This window comes from Aeromonas sp. 600774, assembly GCF_049175075.1.
Lineage (GTDB): Bacteria > Pseudomonadota > Gammaproteobacteria > Enterobacterales > Aeromonadaceae > Aeromonas > Aeromonas veronii_A.
The window spans coordinates 156,111-178,549 of sequence record NZ_JAAKUJ010000011.1; the positions used below are offsets into that span (position 1 = coordinate 156,111).

Genomic DNA, 22,439 nt, shown 5'->3' on the forward strand with positions numbered 1-22,439 from the left:
GACGACAAGGAGTCGTGACATGACCATGTGGACAGGCATAGTCCTGATCGTATTTATCAGCGTATTGTTCGGATACCTCGGCAAGCGGGCTCGCTACCAGATGGGGGATGCCCGCATCACTGATCGCCTCGGCAAGCAGGATCTGGTCATCCGGGAGCTACAGGAGCGGGTCGCCAATCTGGAGGCGATCGTCATCGAAGAGGAGAAACGGCGCCCGTTTCGGGAGCTGTGATTTTTCACCGCCAGGTTTCAGATACAGAGAGGGCTGCATGATGCAGCCCTCTCTTGTTTGAACTGATTCAAATTACCAGCGGCAGCAACTCGGCATAGTCGCGGATCGCCGGAAAAGCGGTGATGTTCTGCTCCGGCTTGCAGCTGTCCGGATTCTGGATCGCCAGCTGGTAGCCGATGCCATAGTCGGCGGCAGCCCGCAGGATCCGCTCGCTATCATCCACAAACAGGGTGCGGGCCGGATCGAACGCCAGCCGCTGTGCCAGCGCCAGCCAGCAGTGCTGACTCTCCTTCGACCAGCCCAGCTCGTGGGTACTCACCATCAGATCCAGATGGTCGCTTAGTCCCAACTGCGCATCCTTCACCGACAGACTGGCGGGGTGGGCATTGGTGAAAAGCACCAGCTGCTTGCCCGCGGCGCGCAGCGCGGCCAGAAAGGGGATGGCGTGGGGACGCCACTGGATCTTCGCCAGCAGCTCCTGCTTGAGGGCACGAATATCGAGCCCCAGGGTCTCGCTCCAGTAATCCACGCAGTACCAGTTGAGGGTGCCGTTGACGGCGTGATAGTGGACGTCGATCTGCGCTTTGGCTTCATCCAGTGGCAGCCCGAGCCGCTCGGCGTAACGCTCCGGCACCAGCTGCTGCCAGAGGTGGTTGTCAAAATGCAGATCGATCAGGGTGCCATCCATATCGAGCAAGACGGTATCTATCTGGTGCCATGGCAAGGTGTTTGAGCGGGAGTGTGGCATCGGGCCTCTTGATCGCGGATCTCGGAAAACGGGGCGGCAGTATAACGGATTTTTCCTCCCCCTTTCCCCTCCCTGCCCCGTGGTGTTCGGTGTGGGAGTCGTTTACTCTTGAAGCACGATTTTTTAACGAGCCGTCACCCCTGATGAGTGAGCACCACAAAAGCCCCCCCGAACAGATTTCGATCGACCAGCTGGAGCAGGAGAAGAGCAAACCGGAGATCCTCAAGGCCGAGATCGTGGCCGAGAGCCGGCTGTTCAGAGTGGAATCCCTCCACCTCAAATTCTCCAACGGCGAGGAGCGGGTCTACGAGCGGATGCGCGGCGGCAATCGTGGCGCCGTCATGGTGGTGCCGCTGTTCGATGAGCAGACCCTGCTGCTGGTGCGCGAATATGCCGCTGGCACCCACTCCTACGAGCTGGGCTTTCCCAAGGGGCTGATCGACCCGGGCGAAGATGCCTTCGAGGCAGGCAACCGGGAACTGATGGAAGAGGCGGGCTTTGGCGCCAACAGCCTGACCCTGCTCAAACAGGTGTCGCTGGCGCCGGGGTACTTCTCCAGCCGGATGGACATTTTACTGGCGCGGGATCTCTTCCCCGAGCAGCGGATCGGCGACGAGCCCGAACCGCTGGAGGTAATCCCCTGGCCCCTCAACCGGATCGACGAATTGCTGGCGCGACCCGACTTCACCGAGTCGCGCAGCATCAGTGCCCTGCTCTTGGCCCAGAAGTGGCTGGCGGAGCAGGCAGAGTAGCCCGCAGACGGGCAGTTAACAGACAGAGGATAACGAGATGCAGGAGTTGTTGGCCTGGGTGCCGGGGGTCAAGGAGATTGCCCGCGAAGCCGGAAGGATCCTTCACGACATCTATCACGGCGGTCAGTTCGAGCGTCAGCTGAAGGAGGATGCGACCCCGGTCACCAGTGCCGATCTTGCTGCCGATGCCTACCTCAAACAGGCGCTCTCGGCGCTCACCCCCCATGTGCCGGTGCTGACCGAAGAGGCGGCCGACATCCCCTTCAGCCTGCGATCCAACTGGCGGCAGTACTGGCTGGTGGATCCCCTCGACGGCACCGGCGAATTTATCGCGGGTAGCGGCGATTTCGCCACCCTGATCGCCCTGGTGCGGGACAATGTGCCGGTGCTCGGAGTCATCTATGCTCCCGAGTCCAACGTGCTCTACTGGGCGGTGCGCGGCTACGGCGCCTTCAAGGAGGTGAAGGGCGAGGTACTACCCATCAGCGCCATGCATCACGAGCATGACCAGCCCGACTCACTGGTGGTGGCCATCAGCCGCCGCCAGAAGCTGGAGAACCTCACCCGCCGCCTCAACCCGGCCATCAACTACGAGCTGATCCCGCTTGGATCCAGCTCCCTCAAATCCTGTCTGGTAGCGGAAGGGGCGGCCGATTGCTACGTGCGGCTCGGCCCCACCGGCGAGTGGGACACCGCCGCCGCCCAGTGCATCGTCGAGGCGGCAGGTGGCCGCATCCTCAGCCTGGCGTTGCAGCCACTCAGCTACAACGAAACCGAGTCACTGGAGAACCCTGACTTTATCGTGATGGGGGATCCGGATCTCGCCTGGGGCAACATTCTTGCCCACTAGACGAGTAGCGATATCATCACTCCAGACATGCAGGCGGCCCGATGGCCGCCTGCTTTTTCAGAGTCGTTGTCCGGGGTGATGGCCGGTGTGATCAGCTGGTCAAGGCGCGCTTGCACAGCGTGATACGCTGGCAAAGAAGCGAAATGATAGTGAAACATCACAATTGGTCGGCGAGAAATGGTGCGATTTTTCACGTAATTCTGAAAACACCTTATTAGCCAAAATAAAAAAATGATCGCAGATAAAATTTTGGTTTTATATTTCACAAAAATCACCATTGTCAGTTTTGTTGCATTCTGTGACCCAGATTCCATTCCCAATCTCGCTGGCTAAACCCCGCAATGGCAGTGATATGTTTCAGTCTCGCTTTTTGAGAATTAAATCCCGATAAACCACAATAAACTCAGATTAAAATACTAACAAAAAGTGAATTAGTAATGAGTTTATCTGTAGAGGCTACCAAGGAGCTATCCGGTTCCTGCTCCACCACTGCCAGCATCACCCGCTGGCGCCGTCACGACACCCACTGGGTTATCAGCCTGTTTGGCACCGCCGTTGGCGCCGGTATCCTGTTCCTGCCTATCAATCTGGGTCTGGGCGGCATCTGGCCCCTCGTCATCGTCGCGGTACTGGCAGGCCCCATGACCTTCCTCGCCCACCGCGGGCTGGCTCGCTTCGTGCTCTCTTCTTCACGTCCCCACGCCGACTTCACCGAAGTGGCGGAGGAGCACTTCGGCAAGATGGCCGGTCGCCTTATCTCGGCGCTCTATTTCCTCTCCATCTTCCCGATCCTGCTCATCTACGGGGTCGGACTGACCAACACGGTGGAGAGCTTTATGGTCAACCAGCTCGGCATGGCAACCCCGGATCGGGTGATGCTCTCCGGCGTGCTGGTATTCGCCATGATCGCCGTGATGCTGGCGGGTGAGAAAGCGATGCTGCGCGCCTTCGCCTTTATGGTCTATCCGCTGGCGGCCATTCTGGCGGCGCTCTCCTGCTACCTGATCCCTCAGTGGCAATGGCCGGAAGTGACGGCGTTTGAAGGGGTCAGCTTCCTCAATACCGTCTGGCTGGCGCTGCCGGTCACCGTGTTCGCCTTCAGCCACGCCGCCGCCATCTCCGGCTTTGCCAACGTGCAGCGCCGTGAATATGGCGAGCAGGCCGAAGCCAAGAGCGGCCTGATCCTGCGCAACACCACAGTAATGCTGGTGGGCTTCGTGCTCTTCTTCGTCTTCTCCTGCGTGCTGAGCCTCTCGCCAGCCCAGCTGGCCGAAGCCAAGGCCCAGAACGTCTCTGTGCTCTCCTATCTCGCCAACATCACCGATAACCCGGTGATCGTGACTCTGGGGCCGCTCATCGCCTTTATCGCCATCAGCTCCTCCTTCCTCGGCCACTTCCTCGGTGCCCGCGAAAGCCTGAAAAGCCTGATCGCCAAGCCCACCGGCCTGCCGCTGGCCAAGGCGGACAAAGTCGGTATCGCCCTGATGTTCTTCTCTATCTGGGGTGCCGCCGTCATCAATCCGGGCATTCTGGGGCTGATGGAAACCCTCTCCGGCCCGGTTATCGCCATGATCCTGTTTATCATGCCGGTGATTGCCATCTACAAGGTGGAGGCGCTGGCCCGCTTCCGTCACGGCTGGACCAACGGCTTTATCCTGCTAACCGGTTCGCTGGCGGTATCGGCGCTGATCTTCAGCCTGTTGAAGTAACGACTCACAGCAGATAACAAAAAGAGAGGCGACCTTGGGTCGCCTCTCTTCTCTCTGTTCGGGTGTGAACTCAGCCCAGCTTGGCGCCGTTCTCCACCGCCCGCTCGGGAATGGCCATCACCACGGCGCCATCCGGCCGATAGAAACCGGTCAGCAGAAACTCCGACTGAAACGGGCCGATCTGCTTGGTCGGGAAGTTGACTACGGCGATGATCTGGCGGCCCACCAGCTGCTCTGGCTGGTAGAGGGCGGTGATCTGGGCACTGCTCTTGCGAACCCCCAGTTCGGGACCAAAATCCGCCCACACCTTGTAGGCCGGTTTGCGCGCCTCGGGGAACGGCTCGACCCGCACCAGGGTGCCCACCCGGAGCTCCACCATCTCGAAATCCTGCCAGCTAATCGTCTCCATTTCGGCTCCTGTTTATCGTGTACCTTGCATGACCCGCAGCATGGCCCAAAGAGAGCATCCCGTCTTCGGCGATCAGCCGTTTCGTTACGGCAGGTGGCCGTTTTGCTGGCGCCAGAGGGACGGAGTGAGCCCGCTCTCGGCCAGGAAGCGCTCGCTGAAGGCCCCCTGATTCTGGTAACCGCAGCGGCTGGCAATCTCCCCAACGGGCAGTTGCGTACCGGCAATCAGGGTGCGCGCCAGTGCCATGCGCCGACTGCGAATGTAGTGGGAGACGCTCATCCCCAGCTGCTGGCGAAAAGCGAGCTTGAACTGGCTCTGGCCAAGGCAGGCGATGGCGGCGAGTTGCTGATTGGTCAGCGGGGCGGCAAGGTTGGCCTCGATATGGCGCTGCACCTTGAGGATGCGAGCGGCAAGACGCGGAGTGGCAGTGCTCTGCATCCCCTGCCCTTCAGCCAGCAGGGAGAGCCACACCTGCTCCATGCCCGCCACCTGCCGCCCCTCGGCCACCATGCGGTGCAGAAAAGCGAGGTAGTGGCGCTGGGGCTCATCCAGCTCGATAAAGGGGCAGGCCGCCAGATCGCCGGGCAGCCAGTCGCTCTCCTGCACCAGAAACGAAAGCGCCGGATCGGCGGCATAATCGTGCCGCTCGCCGGGAGCGATGACGCAGACAGAACCGGGGGCAAGCCTGCGCCCCCGGCCCTGCACCTCGATCTCGAGGGGGCCGTCGAGGGGGATCACCAGCTGGGCAAAGTCGTGGCTATGGCTGCAGACGTGGTGGTGATAGTGACGCAGGCTGAAGCGGGACATGGCTGATAGCAATGACGCGGCCAAGGCCGCGTCATTGGGGATTATTCCTTGTCGAAATCTTCGATCTCTTTGCCCAGCGCTTCCATGATGGCGCGCGCTTCGGCCGGGACGCTGTCCGGTTGGTCCTTGCGCAAGTCTTCGTCGCAAGGGAGCGGCTGGCCGGTGAAAGCGTGCAGGAAGGCTTCACAGAGCAGCTCGCTGTTGGTCGCATGACGCAGGTTGTTCACCTGACGGCGGGTGCGCTCATCGGTCAACACTTTCAACACCTTGAGCGGGATCGAGACGGTAATCTTCTTGACCTGTTCGCTCTTCTTACCGTGTTCCGCGTAGGGGCTGACGTAGTCGCCGTTCCACTCTGTTCCCATGACTCACCTGTTCTCATTTAGCCGTGAGCGCGGATTTTAACCCTTAAGGAAATTAATGGCAATCCAACAGCAAAGCCATTTAGACGTCTGGAAGTGTTGACGGCTTTTTTAAGCTGGCGTAGTGTGGTTGACCATGAGCCCGCAATGGCGGGATGGCGCGTGGCAGCAAGATGCCGGCGTGTAAAGAGACATCAAGGAGAGTGATATGACCCACAAGGCCACCCTGGCGGTTCGCACCGGGATTGAGACAGACCAGCAACACGGTGCCGTGGTGCCCCCCATTTACCTCTCCAGCAACTACACCTTTGCCGACTTTGGCGAGCCCCGTCAATACGATTATGCCCGCTCCGGCAACCCGACCCGTACCAATCTGGCGGATGCGCTGGCGGCGCTGGAAGGGGGCGCAGGCGCCGTGGTCACCGGCACCGGCATGGGCGCCATCCATCTGGTCACCACAGCACTGCTCAAGGCGGGGGATCTGCTGATCGCCCCCCACGACTGCTACGGCGGCACCTGGCGCCTGTTCGAGTATCTGGCGGCCAAGGGCCACTACCGGGTGCAGTTTGTCGATCAGGGGGATGAGGCCGCTCTGGCCGCCGCACTGGCCCAGAAGCCTGCGCTGGTATGGGTCGAGACCCCCTCCAACCCGCTGCTGCGGGTGGTGGATATCAGCGCCATTGCCAGCGCCGCCCACGAGGTGGGTGCGCAGGTGGTGGTGGACAACACCTTCCTCTCCCCCCTGCTGCAACAACCCCTGGCCCTCGGTGCCGACGTGGTGGTGCACTCCACCACCAAGTACATCAACGGTCACTCCGACGTGGTGGGCGGAGTGGCGATCGCCAAGGAGGCCGCACTGGACGAGTCGCTGGTGTGGTGGGCCAACTGTCTGGGGCTCACCTCCGGGGCGTTCGACTCCTACCTCACCCTGCGCGGCCTGCGCACTCTGGCCCCCAGATTGCGCACCCATCAGGAGAATACCGATCGCATCCTCGCCTTCCTGCAACAGCAGCCGCTGGTGAAACGCATCTATCACCCCAGCCTGCCGAGCCATCCGGGCCACGATATTGCGCGCCGTCAACAGTCCGGCTTCGGCGCCATGCTAAGTTTTGAACTCGATTGCAGCGAGGCAGGCATTCGCGCCTTCCTCGCGGCCCTCACCCTCTTCTCGGTGGCCGAGTCCCTCGGCGGGGTGGAGAGTCTGGTGGCCCATCCGGCCAGCATGACTCACAGGGCCATGACCCCGGTCGCGCAGCAGGCAGCAGGTATCAGCGCCCAGCTGCTGCGGTTGTCGGTCGGTATTGAACACGGTGAAGACCTGGTGGCCGATCTGGCTCAGGCTTTTGCACAGGCGCAGCAGGCAGAACAGGTAGAGAAGTAATGGAACAGCAGCAACAAGGAGAGATCGCGGTGGCCACAGAAGCAGGATTGAAACGGCGTCACGTCCACAAATTTGGTGGCAGCAGTCTGGCGGATCCGGTCTGTTATCGCCGGGTCGCCAGTATCGTTGAACAACAAGTGGGCGGGGATGAACTGATCGTGGTCTCCGCCGCCGGCAAGACCACCAACCGGCTGATCCAGCTGGTGGAGCTGGCCGAAGCGGGGGACGAAGCCGCCGGTGAAGCCATCTCGGCCCTGCAGGCCTATCAGCAGAGCCTGATCGACGGCCTGCTGGAGGGGGAACTGCAGCTTGATCTGAGCAAGCAGCTGGCCGACGACATGCAGCTGATCGCCAAGACGCTGGAAGGACAGTTTGACCGCTTCGCCCGCAACGGACTGCTCGCCTTTGGCGAAGTGTGGTCGGCGCGCCTGCTGGCAGCCCTGCTCACCAGCCGCGGCGACAAGGCCATCTGGCTCGATGCCCGCAGTTTCCTGCGCGCCGAGGATGGCGCTCTGGTCAAGGTAGATACTGCGCTCTCCAGCGAACTGCTCAAGGCTCGACTGGCGGAGCATGCCGGTCGCATCGTGGTCACCGGCTTTATCGCTGCCGACATGGAGGGGCGCTCCCTGCTGCTCGGTCGCAATGGATCCGACTACAGCGCCAGCCTGTTGGCGCTGTTGGCGGACGGCGAATCCACCACCATCTGGAGCGACGTGGCCGGGGTCTACAGCGCCGACCCGCGTCGGGTGAAAGAAGCGCGTCTGCTGGAGCGCCTGAGCCTCGCGGAAGCGAACGAGCTGGCCCGCCTTGGTTCTTCGGTGCTGCACTCGCGCACCCTGCAACCGGTGGCCGACAGCCGCCAGCGCCTCACTTTGCGCTGCAGCTACAACCCGGACGAGGGCTGTACCCATATCCTGCGCCGCGCCCCCCGCTCCGGCGGCGCCCGCATCGTCTCCTCGGTGGATCAGATCGCCCTCATCGAGCTGAAGGTGCTGCCGCAGACCAACTATGAGCAGACGGTGGCCACCATCGAGGCCCATCTGGCCCGTCACCGTCTCAACCCGCTCACCCTGCAGCGCCAGCCGGATCGCCGGATCCTGCGCCTCGCCTACACCCTCGAGGTGGCACAAGGTGCCTTCGAGCTGCTGCGCGACTTCCAGCTGCAAGGGAGCTTCACCGGCCTCATCCAGAAAGAGGGGTACAGTCTGGTGGCGCTGGTCGGCGCCGGTGTCACCGACAACGCGGAGCAGTGTCACCGCTTCTATCAGCTGCTGGCAGATCAACCACTGGAGTTCGTACAGGTGGCCCGAGATGGCCTGAGTCTGGTGGCCGTGCTGCGTCAGGTAGTGCTGGAGCCGCTGCTCATCGCCCTCCACAGCGCCCTCTTCAGCCGCCCGACCCGGGTCGGACTGGTGGTGTTCGGCAAGGGCAATATCGGCGGCCACTGGCTCAGCCTCTACGCCCGTGAAAAGGCACGGCTCGAACATGAGCTCAATCTGGCGCTCACCCTCTACGGGGTGTTCAGCTCGGAAGGGGGCCTGCTCGATGAAGAGGGACTCAACCCCCTCAAGGTACAGGACAACTTCAACCCCAAACCGCTGATCTGGCCGGAGTTGCTCTCCCAGCTTGAGCAGCACGGCTTCGATGCGCTGATTGCGCTGGACATGACCGCCAGCGAAACGGTGAGCCGCTACTACCCCGACTTCGCCCAGCTCGGCATTCATATCATCGCCGCCAACAAGTTTGCCGGTGCCGCCGACAGCGAGTTCTACCAGCGCATCAAGCAGACCTGCCGTGACCATCAGGTGCAGTGGCGCTACAACGCCACCGTGGGCGCCGGGCTGCCAATCCAGTCCAGCATCCAGATGCTGCGTCAGAGCGGCGACCGCATTCAGGGGGTCTCCGGCATCTTCTCCGGCACCCTCTCCTGGCTGTTCCAGCAGTATGACGGCACTCGCCCCTTCTCCGAGCTGGTGGACGAAGCATGGCAACACGGCCTGACCGAGCCGGATCCCCGCGAGGATCTCTCCGGTCAGGATGTACGGCGCAAGCTGCTTATTCTGGCGCGGGAAGCTGGCTTTGAGCTCGACTCCGCCGATATCGAGCTGGAGAATCTGGTGCCCGTCCCGCTGCGCAAGGTGACCGCCGATCAGTTCATGGACAGACTGAAAGAGCTGGATGGCCCGATCCAGACCGCCTTCGAAGGGGCCAAGCGCCTCGGCAAGGTGCTGCGCTACGTGGCACGCTTCGAGCATGACGGCAAGGCGCGGGTCGGACTGGAGTCGCTGGAGCCCCACCACCCGTTTGCCAACCTCTTGCCGTGCGACAACATCTTCGCCATCGAGAGCGACAGCTACCGCACCAACCCGCTGGTGATCCAGGGGCCGGGGGCAGGCCGGGAAGTGACCGCCGCCGCTATCCAGTACGATCTGTGGCAGATCTGCGCCAGCCTCTAAGGCTGATATGCAAAGGGAGCAACACCTCAGCTCCCGCGCACAATAAAAAAGCCCGAGTCGATGACTCGGGCTTTTTGCTGAATGCCGCTTCGATTAGGAGAAGCAAGCCTGCAGCACATAGAAAATCGCGATAGCCAGAATGGCACCGGCAGGCAGGGTGATGATCCAGGAGACTACGATGTTGCGCAGAACACCAAGATTCAGCGCCGCAATACCGCGCGCCAGGCCAACACCCATCACAGCACCGACCAGGGTTTGGGTGGTGGAGATGGGCAGACCGGTGCCGGAGGCAATCACCACGGTCGCGGCAGTGGCCAGCTGGGCAGCAAAACCACGGCTCGGGGTCAGGTGAGTGATGCCGGTACCGACCGTCGCCATCACTTTCTCGCCCATGGTCGCCAGACCGATCACGATACCGATACCGCCGAGGGGCAGGATCCACCAGGCAATGGCTGCCTGACTGGAAATCTCGCCACCGGAAGCCACGATAGAGGCCACCGCAGAGAGCGGGCCGATGGCGTTGGCCACATCGTTGGAGCCGTGGGCAAAGGCCATGGCACAGGCGGTGATCACCATCAGGATGCCAAACACCTTCTCCACGTTGGCGAAGTGCATCTTGCTGTCATCCTGCGGGTTGTACTTCTGGCCGCGAATGTAGATCCAGCCGGCAAACGCCACTGCGATGGAGATGGCGATGGAAAGCAGAATGCCCTCGCCATCGCTCAGGTGCAGACCAACGTGGGTCAGCCCCTTCTTGATGGTCACCAGACAGATAACCAGCGCAGTCAGGAACATGTAGAACGGCACATAGCGCTTGGCGTTGTTCAGGGGATCATCGGTGTTGAAGATAAGCTTCTGCACGCTGATGAACATGAAGTAGGCGATGACACCTGAGATGGCCGGGGTGATGACCCAGGAGCCGACGATGCCGCCAAACTTGCTCCACTGCACCGCTTCCGGGCCAATGCTCACCACAGCGAAACCGACGATGGCGCCGATGATTGAGTGAGTGGTGGAGACGGGCCAGCCGAAGTAGGAGGCGAGGATCAACCAGGCGCCCGCCGCCAGCAGGGAGGCGATCATGCCGAGCACCAGCAGATCCGGCGTATCGGCAAAGGCGTTGCTGTCGATGATACCGTTACGGATGGTGGCCGTCACTTCGCCACCGGCCAGATAGGCACCGGCAAATTCGAAGATCATGGCAATGATGATCGCCTGACGGATGGTCAGGGATTTCGTGCCGACCGATGTCCCCATGGCGTTGGCAACGTCGTTCGCGCCAATACCCCAAGCCATCAAAAAGCCGAACAAGGCCGCCACGAGCACCAGAGTGGTGCCGTAATTCGCGATAATGTCCATTAGTAGTGTTTACCCAGTCAGTCGATTACGAACGAGCCAGCATCAGTTCCAGACGGGCGCCTACGCGCTCGGCCTGATCTGCCAGGTCACCTACCCATTCGAGGATCTTGTAAAGGAACATCACATCGATCGGATTGTAATTGTGCTCAACCGCTTGCAGCTGTTGGCGCAGTCCGATCTGCATGGTGTCTGTATCGTCCTCGATCAGATCCAGCTGGTGGATCATCTCGGCAACCATTTCCACTTCCCGTCCTTTGAAGCCGGTCTCGAGCAGCTCGTCGAGCTCCCCGATCGCTTTCTCGGCCTGAGCGGTCGCATCAATACAACGTTTGAGGTAAGCCATGAAATCCGTCCGCATTTCGGCGGGGAACTCCATGCGACGGCCAAGCATGCGGCCGGAGATATCCTTGGCACGGTTGGCAATCTTGTCTTGCTGGGTCAACAGCTCCAGCAGGTCGGTACGTGCAACCGGCAGGAACAGGCCGCGAGGCAGTTTCAGACGGATTTCACGCTTGAGGGTATCAGCCTCTTTTTCCAGTTGGGCGATCTGCTGCCGGATCTTCTCGGCATCTTCCCAACGGTCTTCGGCAACGGCGTCAAAGAAGGGAACCAACTGCTGGGAGCACTGGTGAACCTTGACGATATGCTTCTGCAGCGGCTTGATGGGGGACTTGGCAAAAAGCCCCAAAATAGTATTTACTGGCATGGCCAAACCTGTGTCGGTGAAAAAACACTCGATACGATTTTATGAGGCGCGCATGGTAACCGAACTGCGCCCTCAATTAAACCGCGAATTAATCTAGTCGTCTCGCGGGCATTATATCCCCGCGACCCGAATCCTGCCCCCCAAAGTTGTCTGCCAGCCCGGAATGACTATGCAAACTGAGATCGAGATAAAGTTTTTTGTCGCCCACGACATTCAAGCCGAGTTATCCAACCTGCTGAATTCTCTTGAGATTAAAGAATCATCACAACAGCAGCTCGGCAACGTCTATTTCGATACGCCGACCCTGGCTCTGCGCCAGCTGGATATGGGGCTGCGTATTCGCCGCTGCGATGCCTTCGCCGAACAAACCATCAAATGCCGTGGCCAGGTGGTGGGCGGCCTGCACGCCAGACCCGAGTACAACGCTCCCGTGAGCGGCGATCTGCCGACCCTCTCGGCCTTTCCTGATGAGATTTGGCCGACTCTGACCGAGCGTGACCACATTCAGCAGCAGCTGGTCGCCCAATTTCGTACCGACTTCCTGCGCCGCCACTGGCTGATCGTCTTGGAGGGGGCCGAGATTGAGCTTGCCTGGGATCAGGGAGAGATTGTCGGCAGTCAGGGCAGCACCACCATCAACGAGCTGGAACTGGAGCTCAAATCCGGCGCTACCGCGGCGCTGTTTGCGCTGGCCCAACGCCTCGCCAAGCTTGGTGGACTGCGCCTTGGCGCCCAATCCAAGGCCCAGCGCGGTTATCGACTGGCTGGTCTTGGCAAACCGCTGGCCCTGCAGGCGCTGGTCGAACATGAAGGTATGGATGGCACAACGGGGGTAAGCGAGGGGCTGCGCCACTGGCAGCATCACGAGCAGCTCTGGCTGGAACATCCTCAGGATAAAGGCATTCAACAGCAGGCACTCGCGGCCCTGTGCCTAGGGATCGATCTGGTCGCCCGCACTGCGTCCACGCTGCCACAACCCGCACCTTGGCTGCCAGCATTGACCAGCCTGCACGCCCATCTGCAAGCCCAATCGGGCGAGCATGACGAGTGGCCTGCCGAGCTGGCCGATCTCTTCCTCTATCCGGCGTATGTCGAGTTGCAGCTGGCCATCGCCGCATGGCTGCATCACGCAGCCTGAGCGTGGCCATACCGGTACTAAAGGTCGGAAATAAAGACCGGAAACAAAAGCCAAAAACAAAACGGGTGAGCCTTGGCTCACCCGTTTTGCATTACAGCAGGTTGAGCTGCTGCATGGCGCTGCAAATGCGCTCGCGGGTCGCTTCCGACAGTGGCATCACCGGCAGACGGCACTCCTCGCTGCAGAAACCGAGCAGAGAGGCGGCATACTTGGCACCGGCCGGGCTCGGCTCGGCAAACATCGCCTGATGGAGCGGAATCAGCTGATCTTGCAGTTCACGCGCTTCTTGCCACTTGCCAGCCAGCGTGAGGTTCTGCACCTCGGCCACCAGCTTGGGGGCCACGTTGGCGGTCACCGAGATACAGCCCTGACCACCGCCGATGTTGTAGGCGACGGCAGTGGCATCTTCACCGGAGAGCCAGGCGAAGGGCTTTTTGATCAGCTGGCGCTCGGTCCAGGGGCGGGCCAGATCGCCGGTGGCATCTTTCACCCCGGCAATGCGCGGCAGTTCCGCCAGACGGGCCAGGGTCGCGGGTTGCACGTCAACGATGGCGCGCGGCGGGATGTTGTAGACGATGATCGGCTTGGCGGTGGCATCGTGTACCGCCTTGAAGTGGTGGTAGAGCCCCTCCTGATTGGGACGGTTGTAGTAACCGGCTACATGCAGAGTGGCATCAGCCCCCACCCGCTCGGCATGGAGGGTGTACTCGATGGCCTCGACCGGATTGTTGGAGCCCGCTCCGGCAATCACCGGAATACGGCCAGCGACCTGTTTTACCACCAGCTCCACCACCCGGCAGTGCTCGTCATGGGTCAGGGTCGGGCTTTCGCCCGTGGTACCCACCGGCACAATGCCGTGAGTGCCCTGTTCGATATGCCACTCCACCAGACGCAACAGCGCCTCTTCATCCAGCTTTCCCTGTCGAAACGGGGTGATCAACGCAACGATTGAACCTTGAAACATGGGATCTCCTTCTCCTAAATGACGCGCATATGGCAATAAAAAACCCCGGTACGATGTGCGCAACCGGGGTTTGAAGCTTCTCAGGGATGAGAGGTTACGCGCGAACGTCGGCAGGCCCGAATTTCAGGCTTTTTTTGTGCTTTCGTTTCAACTCGTTGAACCGCATTTCGTCATCTCTGGTCAAAAAATGGTGTCTGGGCATATTTCGGGAACACGGCATAAATGTCAAGGCGAAAGGGGCTATGTATAATGGCCGCCCAAAATTGCGTGGAGAGACCCGATGAGCAGCCCAATCAGTGCCGTCAGCCAGATGCTGGAACGAAACCAAGCCCTCTTTGTCGGCAAGCGGCTACTTGTCTGCGGCGCGCTGGAGGATGACTACCCCCGCCAGCTGGCGAGCCTGGCCCAGACCCTGACCGTCTTTACCACCGATTACTGCTACTACCGCAGCCAGCAGGCCGCCCTCGGCGAGGCTATCCTGTTCGACCACCAGCTCGGTGGCGCCCCTCGCTTCGATGCCCTGTTGCTGCTGATGCCCAAGGCCAAGGCCGAGGCACAATATCTGCTGGCCATGATGACCCCCTTGCTGGAAGCGGGTGCCGATCTGTTCCTGGCCGGTGAAAACCGCGGCGGCATCAATGGCGCCGACAAGCTGCTGGCCCCCTATGGCGAAAAGCCGGTCAAGCGCGATTCGGCGCGCCGCTGCTCTCTCTATCACGGTGAGCTGAGCCAACCGGTCGCCCCGTTCGATCTGGATAGCTGGTTTGGCCGCTACCAGTGCAAGGCGGGTGATACCGAGCTGACCGTGCTGGCACTGCCCGGCGTCTTCAGCGCCGCCGAGCTGGATCTCGGCACCCAGATGCTGCTGGCCGCCGTACCGCCGATGAAGGGCGAGCTGCTCGATTTTGGCTGCGGCGCTGGGGTAATTGGGTCTGTGCTGGCCAAGCGCAATCCGGATCTGCGGCTCAACATGGTGGATATCAGTGCGCTGGCGCTCGAATCGAGCCGCCGCACCCTGGCGATCAACGGTCTGCAGGGCAAGGTCACCGCTTCCGATGTCTATTCGGATGTCTCCACCCGTTTCCAGCACATCGTCTCCAACCCGCCATTCCATGCGGGTCTCAAAACCTTCTATGCGGCGACCGAGCAGTTCCTGGCCAAGGCGCCGGAATTTTTGCTGCCAAATGGTTCGCTGACCATTGTTGCCAACGCCTTCTTGCGCTACCAGCCTATACTGGAGACACACTTCAAACGGACTGAAGTGATCAGCAGTGATGCCAAATTCAAGGTCTATCTGAGCAAAATGTAAATAAGTGTAAGCAGCACAATAAAACAGCTAGAGAGCGCCATACGGGATCTGATAAGGTACTAAGAGCACGATAAAAACCACCCCTTTAGGGGTGTTTTTATACCGGACATTGAAAACCTTTTCATGCGGTTCATTCAGGGAGAGAAATACGATGGCAGGCATTTTGACCATGATCCTGGCTGGTGGCGAAGGTACTCGCCTGCAGCCTCTGACCACCACCCGCAGCAAGCCTTCCGTCCCCTTCGGTGGCAGCTACCGGCTGATCGACTTTGTCCTCAACAACTTCGTCAACGCCGACTTTCTGCGTATCTATGTACTGACCCAATTCAAATCCCAGTCTCTCTACTTGCACATGAAGAAAGGTTGGAACATTGTCGGCATCACCGACCGCTTTATCGACCCCATCCCGGCCCAGATGCGGATGGGCAAACGCTGGTATGACGGTACCGCAGATGCTATCTACCAGAACCTCGGCTTTATCGAGCGGGCCGAACCGGATCACGTCTGCATCTTTGGCTCCGACCACATCTACAAGATGGATGTGAGCCAGATGGTGAGCTTCCATAAGCAGAAAAATGCCGCCATGACAGTCGCAGCCCTGCGCATGCCCATCGAAGAGGCGAGCGCCTTCGGGGTGATCGAGGTGGATACCGAAGGGCGGATGATCGGTTTTCAGGAAAAGCCGAAGCAACCCAAGCACATTCCCGGAGATCCGACCCAGGCGCTGGTCTCCATGGGCAACTACATCTTCGAGACTGATGCCCTCTGCCGCGAACTGAAGCGGGATGCCGCCGAAGAGAACTCCAGCCACGACTTTGGCAAGGATGTGATCCCGAGCCTCTACCCGCGCGCCCCCGTCTATGTCTACGACTACAGCACCAACGTCATCCCCGGCGAGAAACCGCACGTCTACTGGCGGGATGTGGGCACCCTCGACTCTTATTGGCAAGCGCACATGGACCTGGTGGCCGACAATCCCCCCTTCTCCCTCTATAACCGCAAGTGGCCCCTGCACACCCACTATCCGGCGCTGCCGCCTGCTACCTTCATCGACAGCGACGAGTGCAAGGTGAAGATCGCCAACTCGCTCATCTCCGCCGGTTGCTTCATTCAGGGCAGCCAGATCCAGCGATCCATCCTCGGTTTCCGCTGCAATATCGGCGCGTGCAGCCATATCAGTGAATCCGTGCTGCTGGGGGATGTGAAGATTGGTGAAGGGTGCTCCATCCGGCGCGCCATCATTGATAAAAACGTTGAAATTGCGCCAGGCACCGTTATCGGTGAAAATCTGGACCACGATAGAGAGCGATTTACCGTATCCGAAGGCGGTATCGTGGTGGTACCTAAGGGAGCAAGAGTTGGCTATTAACCCACTGAAAATCCTGTTTGTTGCCTCGGAAGTTGAGGGGCTGGTCAAGACCGGGGGCCTGGCCGATGTCGCCAGAGCCCTGCCGATGTACCTGGCCCAGAAGGGACATGATGTCAGGATCATGTTGCCCTTCTACAAGACGATCAAGCGACGGGATGAGGCCAGACTGGTGGCGTCCCGCTGGCTGCCAACCCATCCCGGGCTGCCGGATATCGGTTATCGCATCTACCAGATGGAGCTGGATGGCGTCTGCGTCTATCTGCTCGACTGCCCGCAATATTTCGATCGTCCCCAGCTCTACGCCGAGAACAATCAGGCCTATCCGGATAATGGCGAGCGCTTTGCCTTCTTCTCGGCCGCGGCCCTCCATGCCTGCGAGCAGCTTGGCTTTGCCCCGGATATCGCCCACTGCAATGACTGGCACACCGGCCTGCTGCCACTGCTGCTGAAAACTCGCCACGCTCACAACCCCTTCTTCCAGCAGACCCGCAGCGTGATCAGCATTCACAATGCGGCGTTTCAGGGGGTGTTTGGCCGCGAGCAGTTCTGGGCCATGCCCGAGATCGCCGACTATGAACGCCGCATCAACTACGACTACGGCCACGTCAATCTGCTCAAATGCGGGGTGCTCTACGCCGACAAGATCAATGCGGTCAGCCCCAACTATGCTCAGGAGCTGCTGACTCACCTCGGCGCCCACGGCATGGCACATATCTTCCAGCAACGGGCGGCCGATCTCTGCGGCATCCTCAACGGCTGCGACTACAAGGACTGGGATCCGGAGTTCGACGAATTCCTGCCTGCGACCTACAGCATCGACAACATGGCTGGCAAACAGATCTGCAAAGAGAGCCTGCAGCAGGAAGCGGGGCTGGCCGTGGCGGACTTGCCCATCTACGGCATGGTTTGCCGCCTGACCGAGCAAAAGGGCGTTCCCCTGCTGCTCCCTGCGCTGGAGAAATTCCTCCACCATCAGGTACAAGTGGTGATCGTCGGCTCTGGCGATCCTGCGCTCGCCACGCAACTGCAAACCATGGCCCGGGATTATCCGGGCAAGCTCGCCTTCATCAACACTTATGACGATCGGCTGGCCCATCTGGTCGAAGCCGGTGCCGACTTCTTCCTGATGCCCTCGCTGTTCGAGCCTTGCGGCCTCAACCAGATGTACAGCCTCGCCTATGGCACCCTGCCACTGGTACGCGCCGTGGGTGGTCTGAAAGATACCGTGGTGGATTGGGATGCAGATCCCGAGCATGCCACCGGCTTCTGTTTTAACGATCCGACTGCCGCCATCCTGCTCGATACCATGCGCCGTAGCCTGCTCTATTTCCTGCAGGACAAAGAGCGTTTTGCCAAGGTGCAGCGCAATGCCATGAGCACCCGCTTCAACTGGCCTGACTCGGTCACCCAGTATGAACGGATGTATCAGAGCGCATTGGGCCGTTACTGAATGCCAGACGTCGGCTAATTGCTGAAGTTTTGTACCCTTTGCGCCACTTTGGGCGTCAACAGCGAAAAAAGTCCCCTTTGGCTGTTGACGCTCCCCCAAAACTCTATAGAATCCCCCTCCGCAGTGATGCGAAGGTGGCGGAATTGGTAGACGCGCTAGCTTCAGGTGTTAGTGTCCCACGGATGTGAGGGTTCGAGTCCCTCTCTTCGCACCAATACTGCCATGCTGATTCAGCAGCATGTAAATCCAACTAGAAAACCCGAATGTGCGAAGGTGGCGGAATTGGTAGACGCGCTAGCTTCAGGTGTTAGTGCCCCCCGGGTGTGAGGGTTCGAGTCCCTCTCTTCGCACCATGCTTCTGACATGTAAACACAGAGCAATGCGCTCCAACCGCATTTAAAAACCAGCTGGAGAAAATCAATGTGCGAAGGTGGCGGAATTGGTAGACGCGCTAGCTTCAGGTGTTAGTGTCCCACGGATGTGAGGGTTCGAGTCCCTCTCTTCGCACCATGCTTTATCCAGACAGCATGTAAATCCAGACTGGAAACCCGAATGTGCGAAGGTGGCGGAATTGGTAGACGCGCTAGCTTCAGGTGTTAGTGCCCCCCGGGTGTGAGGGTTCGAGTCCCTCTCTTCGCACCATGATTCTGACATGTAAACACAGAGCAATGCGCTCCAACCGCATTTAAAAACCAGCTGGAGAAAATCAGTGTGCGAAGGTGGCGGAATTGGTAGACGCGCTAGCTTCAGGTGTTAGTGTCCCACGGATGTGAGGGTTCGAGTCCCTCTCTTCGCACCATTCATTACGCAAAAGGCCCATCACGAAAGTGATGGGCCTTTTGTTTTTACTCCTTGTTATGGCTATGCTTTTGACGACTCCCCGCTCATCGTCATGCCAAGGAACGCATATGATACTGGATACCGACATTCACAACTTTTACGAACATCTGGTGCTCAAGGAGATTGAGAAACAGGGGCTGCAGCAAAAGCTCAACAGCGATCAGATGGCCGACCTCTGCTGCCTTACCCTCAACCAGCTTCCGGCCCACTATATTCGCCACAATGTCGACATGATCTACTTCCTGACCGACGCCAAGCGCACCGAAATGGAAAAGCTGGTGGTCGAATCGCTCAAGGTGGCACAGCAGAAGATCAAGCAGGCTCCCGTCAAAAGCTCATAACCAGGGCTGCTGCCAGAGCAGGGTAACGATACCGGTCAACCCGGCCACTGGCAGCAAGATCAAGGCGGGCCGCAATCCGGGCTCCAGCATCACCCAGGCAGCCAGCAGAAAACCTACACTCCAGGTGCCGTACTCTTTATCCTGACCCCATGCGAGTACGGCCACCGCCACCAGCAACATCATACCCCGCAATATCCAGCGCATTGTTTTCTCCCCAACCAACAATTGATAATAATTATCATCTGCATCTATTGGGGATGCAAGTGGCGTCACAGGCAAGCTTCGTATGTGACCCTTTGTGTCAACAGGCCGCTCAAAAACGGGTTATGAGATCAACTAATTTGTGATTTTTTCAATCAAATGTGCATTTTTGCCAATTTGATGGGGCTTTAACCCGCCGGGTTTGTGGTAGATTGCGGCCTCTTTTTGGGTTGCCTCCTCGGGATCGATGTATCCACAGGACGAGAGGGAGTGACCTTGGCGAGCAAGAGTTTAGGAAGTATCTATGCAAAACCAACAAAACCACATCCGACTACCGGGCATGGCACAGGTGTTTGCCTGTCTAGCCATTTTCCTGGCCCTGGCATTCTCGTTCACCAGCGTGCTCGATCTGCCGATCCAGCTGGCGCTGTTCATCGCCTGGTTCGTCATCATGGGGCTTGGCATCAAACTCGGCCACGATTACAAATCCCTGGAACAGGCAGCCGTTGACGGCGTTGCCAAGGGAATGGGGGCCATCCTGATCCTGGTCTCCGTCGGTGCTCTGGTCGGCACCTGGATTGCTGGTGGCATAGTCCCCAGCATCATCTACTTCGGCCTCAAGGTGATCCACCCGTCCATCTTCCTGCTGGCAACCCTGATCATCTGCTCCCTGACCTCGCTGGCCACCGGCACCTCCTGGGGCTCTGCCGCCACCGCCGGTATCGCTATGATGGGGATCGGCCACAGTCTCGGCGTGCCTGCGCCGCTGGTAGCCGGTGCCGTGCTCTCCGGCGTCTATTTCGGTGACAAGCTCTCTCCGCTCTCCGACTCAGTAGTGCTGGCTTCGACCATGTCCAACGTCGACGTGGTGGAACATATCAAGGGGATGCTGCCTATCAGCCTGCTCTCCTATGTCATCACCGCCGTGCTGTTCACCGTGGTGGGCATGCAGTATTCGGGTAATGTCAGCCTGGAGCAGGTCAATCTGGTGATGGAGGCTCTCGACAACCAGTTCAATATCACCCCGCTGGCCATAGTCCCCGTGGTGCTGGTGCTGGGTCTGCTGGCCAACCGCAAGCCCGCCTTCCCGGTGATCAGCTTCGGCGCCCTGCTTGGCCTGATCTGGGCCATCGCCTTCCAGAGCATGGATCCAGTCAAGGCAATGCACTCGGCTTATAGTCCGTTTGCCATCACCTCCGGCATCGATTTTATCGACAACATTCTCGGGCGCGGCGGCATGGAGTCCATGCTGGGCTCGGTCGCGGTCATCATCTTCGGTCTCGGGTTTGGCGGCCTGCTGGAGAAGGTCGGTATTCTGGAAGTGATCGCCAGCGCCTTCGAGAAGCGCATCAATAGCGTCGGCAGCCTGACCAGCCACACCATCGGCACCGCGTTTCTGGCCAACGTGTTTGGCTCAGCCATGTATGTGTCGCTGATCCTGACCCCCAAGATCATGGCCAAAAACTACGACCGACTGGGACTGGCGCGCAAGAACCTCTCTCGCAACGCCGAGTTTGGCGGCACCCTCACCTGCGGCATGGTGCCCTGGAGCGACAACGGCATCTTCATGGCCGGGGTTCTGGGGGTGGCAACCCTCGACTACCTGCCCTACATGTGGCTGAGCTTCACCTGCATCATTGTGACCATCATCCTCGCCTACATGGGCAAGGCAGTGAACCGGATCCCGCTGGTCGCGGCGGCAAGCTCCCGCTAAGCCATTCTGCAAACAACAAAGGCGCCATCGAGGCGCCTTTGTTGTTTGAGATAAATGCTGTTTGATGGAGCTCACTGATCACCACAAACAAAAACAGCCCTCGTTGCCGAGAGCCGTTTCATCAGACCGATAACGCCGATCAGATGGAGAAGCTGGAGCCACAGCCACAGGTCGTGGTGGCATTGGGGTTGGTCACGGTGAAGCGTGAACCTTCCAGACCCTCGGTGTAATCCACACTGCCGCCTACCAGATATTGCAGGCTCATGGGATCGATCACCATGGTGACGCCATTCTTCTCGACTACGGTGTCCCCGTCGTTGATCTTCTCATCAAAGGTAAAGCCATACTGGAAACCGGAGCAGCCCCCACCCGTGATGTATACCCGCAGCTTCAGCTCGGGATTCTCTTCCTCGGTGATCAGGTTCTTCACCTTGTTGGCCGCCGCATCCGTCATCTGGATGGGCAGCGGGGCTTCTGCTACTGCACTCATTACTGACCTCACAACCATTAGATCCACAAACATGGAAACCGCGAAATTATCCAATACCCGACCATTCAGTTCAAGTATTCACCACGTTTAACCGGCAGCGGGCACCGGAGCAGGCGGTGCGGCGACCAGCGGCTTGATCACCTCGCCCCACTCAACCAGCAGCTCTTGCGCCGGTTGCCTACCATCCTTGTTGATGGTGACACGGATCCGATCCGGCACAAAGCCTTCCGGCAACTGCCAATTCCCTTCCAGCAGCTGGAAATAACGCAGGGCATAACGCCACTCGCTCACCTTCATCCCGAGATCGCGGCCGGTTAGCGTCTTCGGCTTGTCAGCCAGGCTCCCCTCGACCCGGATCTGCACCTGACCACGGAACAGCTCCCGCTTCTTGGCAGGCTGGGTCAGGGCGAGACGGTAGTGGTAACGACCGGGAATGCTGGTCTCCTGCAGGGTCAGGTTGTCGATCACCACCCCCACCTGTTCGCCGGTGGGGCGCATGATCCGCTCGAAAAAGGCCAGCTGGCGCTTGAGCTCCTGCACCTGCGCCTCCTGACTCTTCAGGGTGGTCTGCAACTGCTCGAAGGCCGCTTTCTGGGTCGCCAGCTGAGTATCTTTCACCCCCAACTCGGTCTTGAGCTGGCCGATGGCCTTGCCCTGACGATCCAGCGTCTCCTGCTGTACCACCAACAGACTGCTCTGGGCCAGCTCCTGCCGGTTACCGACAAAGTAACCAATGAGCCCGCCAACGGCTAACACGACCAATAACTTCAATAGATTGGACATAGCCCCTCATCCCGTTATCACGCCATTTACGGCAGCGCCTCTCCCTTCACTATACCGCCCTGACCGGGG

Annotated in this window: 23 protein-coding genes and 5 tRNA genes; 17 read left to right on the top strand and 11 right to left on the bottom strand. The window is 59.6% G+C overall.

What is annotated here, in order from left to right:
• Nucleotides 1–19 precede the first annotated feature (19 nt).
• Nucleotides 20–232 carry a hypothetical protein gene (locus tag G5171_RS13715; RefSeq protein ID WP_005348798.1) on the top strand — a complete coding sequence of 71 codons (213 nt, stop codon included), beginning with the start codon at nt 20–22 and terminating at the stop codon, nt 230–232.
• Between the two features lie 67 nt (nt 233–299).
• On the opposite strand, the gene yrfG is transcribed toward G5171_RS13715, so the two are convergent.
• Nucleotides 300–980 carry a GMP/IMP nucleotidase gene (gene yrfG / locus G5171_RS13720; protein ID WP_421260323.1) on the bottom strand — a complete coding sequence of 227 codons (681 nt, stop codon included), beginning with the start codon at nt 978–980 and terminating at the stop codon, nt 300–302.
• 143 nt (nt 981–1,123) lie between these two features.
• Here yrfG and nudE point away from each other — a divergent pair, with 143 nt between their 5' ends.
• On the top strand, nt 1,124–1,732 hold the full coding sequence (gene nudE, locus G5171_RS13725; protein ID WP_043850035.1) for an ADP compounds hydrolase NudE: 609 nt from the start codon (nt 1,124–1,126) through the stop codon (nt 1,730–1,732).
• A gap of 37 nt (nt 1,733–1,769) precedes the next feature.
• Nucleotides 1,770–2,582: a 3'(2'),5'-bisphosphate nucleotidase CysQ gene (cysQ, locus tag G5171_RS13730; RefSeq protein ID WP_337073664.1), complete on the top strand. Its 813-nt coding sequence runs from the start codon at nt 1,770–1,772 to the stop codon at nt 2,580–2,582.
• Here cysQ and G5171_RS13735 read toward each other — a convergent pair.
• Nucleotides 2,579–2,848, bottom strand: coding sequence for a hypothetical protein (locus G5171_RS13735; RefSeq protein WP_421250949.1), 270 nt, complete (start codon nt 2,846–2,848; stop codon nt 2,579–2,581). The genes cysQ and G5171_RS13735 overlap by 4 nt on opposite strands.
• 171 nt (nt 2,849–3,019) lie before the next feature.
• On the opposite strand from G5171_RS13735, the gene G5171_RS13740 reads away from it, so the two are divergent.
• Complete coding sequence (locus G5171_RS13740) at nt 3,020–4,291, top strand: aromatic amino acid transport family protein (protein ID WP_139408588.1); 1,272 nt, start codon at nt 3,020–3,022, stop codon at nt 4,289–4,291.
• 70 nt (nt 4,292–4,361) lie between these two features.
• Here G5171_RS13740 and G5171_RS13745 read toward each other — a convergent pair whose 3' ends face one another.
• The 3 genes from G5171_RS13745 to metJ form a co-directional block, all read right to left on the bottom strand.
• Nucleotides 4,362–4,700 carry a tRNA-binding protein gene (locus G5171_RS13745; RefSeq protein ID WP_335842295.1) on the bottom strand — a complete coding sequence of 113 codons (339 nt, stop codon included), beginning with the start codon at nt 4,698–4,700 and terminating at the stop codon, nt 4,362–4,364.
• An 84-nt stretch (nt 4,701–4,784) separates the two neighbouring features.
• Nucleotides 4,785–5,507: a helix-turn-helix domain-containing protein gene (locus G5171_RS13750; RefSeq protein ID WP_421260327.1), complete on the bottom strand. Its 723-nt coding sequence runs from the start codon at nt 5,505–5,507 to the stop codon at nt 4,785–4,787.
• A 41-nt stretch (nt 5,508–5,548) separates the two neighbouring features.
• The gene (gene metJ / locus G5171_RS13755; RefSeq protein ID WP_005340251.1) at nt 5,549–5,872 is read right to left on the bottom strand and encodes a met regulon transcriptional regulator MetJ; all 324 of its coding nucleotides are present in this window, start codon (nt 5,870–5,872) and stop codon (nt 5,549–5,551) included.
• Between the two features lie 205 nt (nt 5,873–6,077).
• On the opposite strand from metJ, the gene metB reads away from it, so the two are divergent.
• Together metB and G5171_RS13765 are read left to right on the top strand one after the other, a co-directional pair.
• The gene (gene metB, locus G5171_RS13760) at nt 6,078–7,250 is read left to right on the top strand and encodes a cystathionine gamma-synthase (RefSeq protein ID WP_421260324.1); all 1,173 of its coding nucleotides are present in this window, start codon (nt 6,078–6,080) and stop codon (nt 7,248–7,250) included.
• A complete protein-coding gene (locus G5171_RS13765; RefSeq protein WP_421260325.1) occupies nt 7,250–9,706 on the top strand; it encodes a bifunctional aspartate kinase/homoserine dehydrogenase II in 2,457 nt (818 codons plus the stop codon). The genes metB and G5171_RS13765 overlap by 1 nt, the downstream gene beginning before the upstream one ends.
• Nucleotides 9,707–9,799: 93 nt before the next feature.
• On the opposite strand, the gene G5171_RS13770 is transcribed toward G5171_RS13765, so the two are convergent.
• Entirely contained in the window at nt 9,800–11,065 is a 1,266-nt protein-coding gene (locus tag G5171_RS13770; RefSeq protein ID WP_042053268.1) for an inorganic phosphate transporter, read from the bottom strand.
• Between the two features lie 25 nt (nt 11,066–11,090).
• The gene (locus G5171_RS13775) at nt 11,091–11,771 is read right to left on the bottom strand and encodes a TIGR00153 family protein (RefSeq protein WP_005340244.1); all 681 of its coding nucleotides are present in this window, start codon (nt 11,769–11,771) and stop codon (nt 11,091–11,093) included.
• 169 nt (nt 11,772–11,940) lie between these two features.
• On the opposite strand from G5171_RS13775, the gene G5171_RS13780 reads away from it, so the two are divergent.
• Nucleotides 11,941–12,909 carry an inorganic triphosphatase gene (locus G5171_RS13780; RefSeq protein ID WP_421250945.1) on the top strand — a complete coding sequence of 323 codons (969 nt, stop codon included), beginning with the start codon at nt 11,941–11,943 and terminating at the stop codon, nt 12,907–12,909.
• Nucleotides 12,910–13,000: 91 nt separating this feature from the next.
• Here G5171_RS13780 and dapA read toward each other — a convergent pair whose 3' ends face one another.
• The gene (gene dapA, locus G5171_RS13785) at nt 13,001–13,873 is read right to left on the bottom strand and encodes a 4-hydroxy-tetrahydrodipicolinate synthase (protein ID WP_421250944.1); all 873 of its coding nucleotides are present in this window, start codon (nt 13,871–13,873) and stop codon (nt 13,001–13,003) included.
• 280 nt (nt 13,874–14,153) lie between these two features.
• Here dapA and rsmC point away from each other — a divergent pair, with 280 nt between their 5' ends.
• From rsmC to G5171_RS13830, 9 genes are all read left to right on the top strand, one after another.
• A complete protein-coding gene (rsmC, locus tag G5171_RS13790) occupies nt 14,154–15,182 on the top strand; it encodes a 16S rRNA (guanine(1207)-N(2))-methyltransferase RsmC (RefSeq protein WP_421250943.1) in 1,029 nt (342 codons plus the stop codon).
• Nucleotides 15,183–15,333: 151 nt separating this feature from the next.
• The gene (gene glgC / locus G5171_RS13795) at nt 15,334–16,551 is read left to right on the top strand and encodes a glucose-1-phosphate adenylyltransferase (protein ID WP_421250942.1); all 1,218 of its coding nucleotides are present in this window, start codon (nt 15,334–15,336) and stop codon (nt 16,549–16,551) included.
• Nucleotides 16,541–18,001: a glycogen synthase GlgA gene (glgA, locus tag G5171_RS13800; RefSeq protein ID WP_005343039.1), complete on the top strand. Its 1,461-nt coding sequence runs from the start codon at nt 16,541–16,543 to the stop codon at nt 17,999–18,001. The genes glgC and glgA overlap by 11 nt, the downstream gene beginning before the upstream one ends.
• Nucleotides 18,002–18,129: 128 nt before the next feature.
• Nucleotides 18,130–18,215 (top strand) — tRNA-Leu (locus G5171_RS13805).
• A gap of 53 nt (nt 18,216–18,268) precedes the next feature.
• Nucleotides 18,269–18,354, top strand: a tRNA-Leu gene (locus G5171_RS13810).
• Nucleotides 18,355–18,425: 71 nt separating this feature from the next.
• A tRNA-Leu gene (locus G5171_RS13815) sits at nt 18,426–18,511 on the top strand.
• A gap of 46 nt (nt 18,512–18,557) precedes the next feature.
• Nucleotides 18,558–18,643: transfer RNA gene (locus tag G5171_RS13820), tRNA-Leu, on the top strand.
• A gap of 71 nt (nt 18,644–18,714) precedes the next feature.
• Nucleotides 18,715–18,800: transfer RNA gene (locus G5171_RS13825), tRNA-Leu, on the top strand.
• 109 nt (nt 18,801–18,909) lie between these two features.
• The gene (locus tag G5171_RS13830) at nt 18,910–19,182 is read left to right on the top strand and encodes a late competence development ComFB family protein (RefSeq protein ID WP_005343036.1); all 273 of its coding nucleotides are present in this window, start codon (nt 18,910–18,912) and stop codon (nt 19,180–19,182) included.
• Here the strand turns inward: G5171_RS13830 and G5171_RS13835 are convergent.
• Nucleotides 19,177–19,386, bottom strand: a complete 210-nt coding sequence (locus tag G5171_RS13835) for a hypothetical protein (RefSeq protein ID WP_005343034.1) — start codon at nt 19,384–19,386, stop codon at nt 19,177–19,179. The genes G5171_RS13830 and G5171_RS13835 overlap by 6 nt on opposite strands.
• Before the next feature lie 301 nt (nt 19,387–19,687).
• Between G5171_RS13835 and nhaC the strand changes: the two genes are divergently transcribed.
• The gene (nhaC, locus tag G5171_RS13840; RefSeq protein ID WP_421251634.1) at nt 19,688–21,097 is read left to right on the top strand and encodes a Na+/H+ antiporter NhaC; all 1,410 of its coding nucleotides are present in this window, start codon (nt 19,688–19,690) and stop codon (nt 21,095–21,097) included.
• A gap of 139 nt (nt 21,098–21,236) precedes the next feature.
• On the opposite strand, the gene erpA is transcribed toward nhaC, so the two are convergent.
• Nucleotides 21,237–21,587 (bottom strand): iron-sulfur cluster insertion protein ErpA, encoded by a 351-nt coding sequence (gene erpA / locus G5171_RS13845; RefSeq protein WP_005340225.1) that lies wholly within the window; start codon nt 21,585–21,587, stop codon nt 21,237–21,239.
• A gap of 87 nt (nt 21,588–21,674) precedes the next feature.
• On the bottom strand, nt 21,675–22,370 hold the full coding sequence (locus G5171_RS13850; RefSeq protein WP_005343032.1) for a DUF6776 family protein: 696 nt from the start codon (nt 22,368–22,370) through the stop codon (nt 21,675–21,677).
• Nucleotides 22,371–22,439 lie beyond the last annotated feature (69 nt).

What these genes read in the sequence shown, in the direction of transcription:
- G5171_RS13835 (WP_005343034.1), bottom strand. Translation starts at nt 19,386, where the DNA reads ATGCGCTGGATATTGCGGGGTATGATGTTGCTGGTGGCGGTGGCCGTA.
- yrfG (WP_421260323.1), bottom strand. Translation starts at nt 980, where the DNA reads ATGCCACACTCCCGCTCAAACACCTTGCCATGGCACCAGATAGATACC.
- G5171_RS13780 (WP_421250945.1), top strand. Translation starts at nt 11,941, where the DNA reads ATGCAAACTGAGATCGAGATAAAGTTTTTTGTCGCCCACGACATTCAA.
- metB (WP_421260324.1), top strand. Translation starts at nt 6,078, where the DNA reads ATGACCCACAAGGCCACCCTGGCGGTTCGCACCGGGATTGAGACAGAC.
- cysQ (WP_337073664.1), top strand. Translation starts at nt 1,770, where the DNA reads ATGCAGGAGTTGTTGGCCTGGGTGCCGGGGGTCAAGGAGATTGCCCGC.
- erpA (WP_005340225.1), bottom strand. Translation starts at nt 21,587, where the DNA reads ATGAGTGCAGTAGCAGAAGCCCCGCTGCCCATCCAGATGACGGATGCG.
- G5171_RS13850 (WP_005343032.1), bottom strand. Translation starts at nt 22,370, where the DNA reads ATGTCCAATCTATTGAAGTTATTGGTCGTGTTAGCCGTTGGCGGGCTC.
- G5171_RS13830 (WP_005343036.1), top strand. Translation starts at nt 18,910, where the DNA reads ATGATACTGGATACCGACATTCACAACTTTTACGAACATCTGGTGCTC.
- G5171_RS13715 (WP_005348798.1), top strand. Translation starts at nt 20, where the DNA reads ATGACCATGTGGACAGGCATAGTCCTGATCGTATTTATCAGCGTATTG.
- G5171_RS13740 (WP_139408588.1), top strand. Translation starts at nt 3,020, where the DNA reads ATGAGTTTATCTGTAGAGGCTACCAAGGAGCTATCCGGTTCCTGCTCC.
- metJ (WP_005340251.1), bottom strand. Translation starts at nt 5,872, where the DNA reads ATGGGAACAGAGTGGAACGGCGACTACGTCAGCCCCTACGCGGAACAC.
- G5171_RS13745 (WP_335842295.1), bottom strand. Translation starts at nt 4,700, where the DNA reads ATGGAGACGATTAGCTGGCAGGATTTCGAGATGGTGGAGCTCCGGGTG.
- G5171_RS13775 (WP_005340244.1), bottom strand. Translation starts at nt 11,771, where the DNA reads ATGCCAGTAAATACTATTTTGGGGCTTTTTGCCAAGTCCCCCATCAAG.
- rsmC (WP_421250943.1), top strand. Translation starts at nt 14,154, where the DNA reads ATGAGCAGCCCAATCAGTGCCGTCAGCCAGATGCTGGAACGAAACCAA.
- dapA (WP_421250944.1), bottom strand. Translation starts at nt 13,873, where the DNA reads ATGTTTCAAGGTTCAATCGTTGCGTTGATCACCCCGTTTCGACAGGGA.
- G5171_RS13765 (WP_421260325.1), top strand. Translation starts at nt 7,250, where the DNA reads ATGGAACAGCAGCAACAAGGAGAGATCGCGGTGGCCACAGAAGCAGGA.
- nhaC (WP_421251634.1), top strand. Translation starts at nt 19,688, where the DNA reads ATGCAAAACCAACAAAACCACATCCGACTACCGGGCATGGCACAGGTG.
- G5171_RS13770 (WP_042053268.1), bottom strand. Translation starts at nt 11,065, where the DNA reads ATGGACATTATCGCGAATTACGGCACCACTCTGGTGCTCGTGGCGGCC.
- glgC (WP_421250942.1), top strand. Translation starts at nt 15,334, where the DNA reads ATGGCAGGCATTTTGACCATGATCCTGGCTGGTGGCGAAGGTACTCGC.
- nudE (WP_043850035.1), top strand. Translation starts at nt 1,124, where the DNA reads ATGAGTGAGCACCACAAAAGCCCCCCCGAACAGATTTCGATCGACCAG.
- G5171_RS13750 (WP_421260327.1), bottom strand. Translation starts at nt 5,507, where the DNA reads ATGTCCCGCTTCAGCCTGCGTCACTATCACCACCACGTCTGCAGCCAT.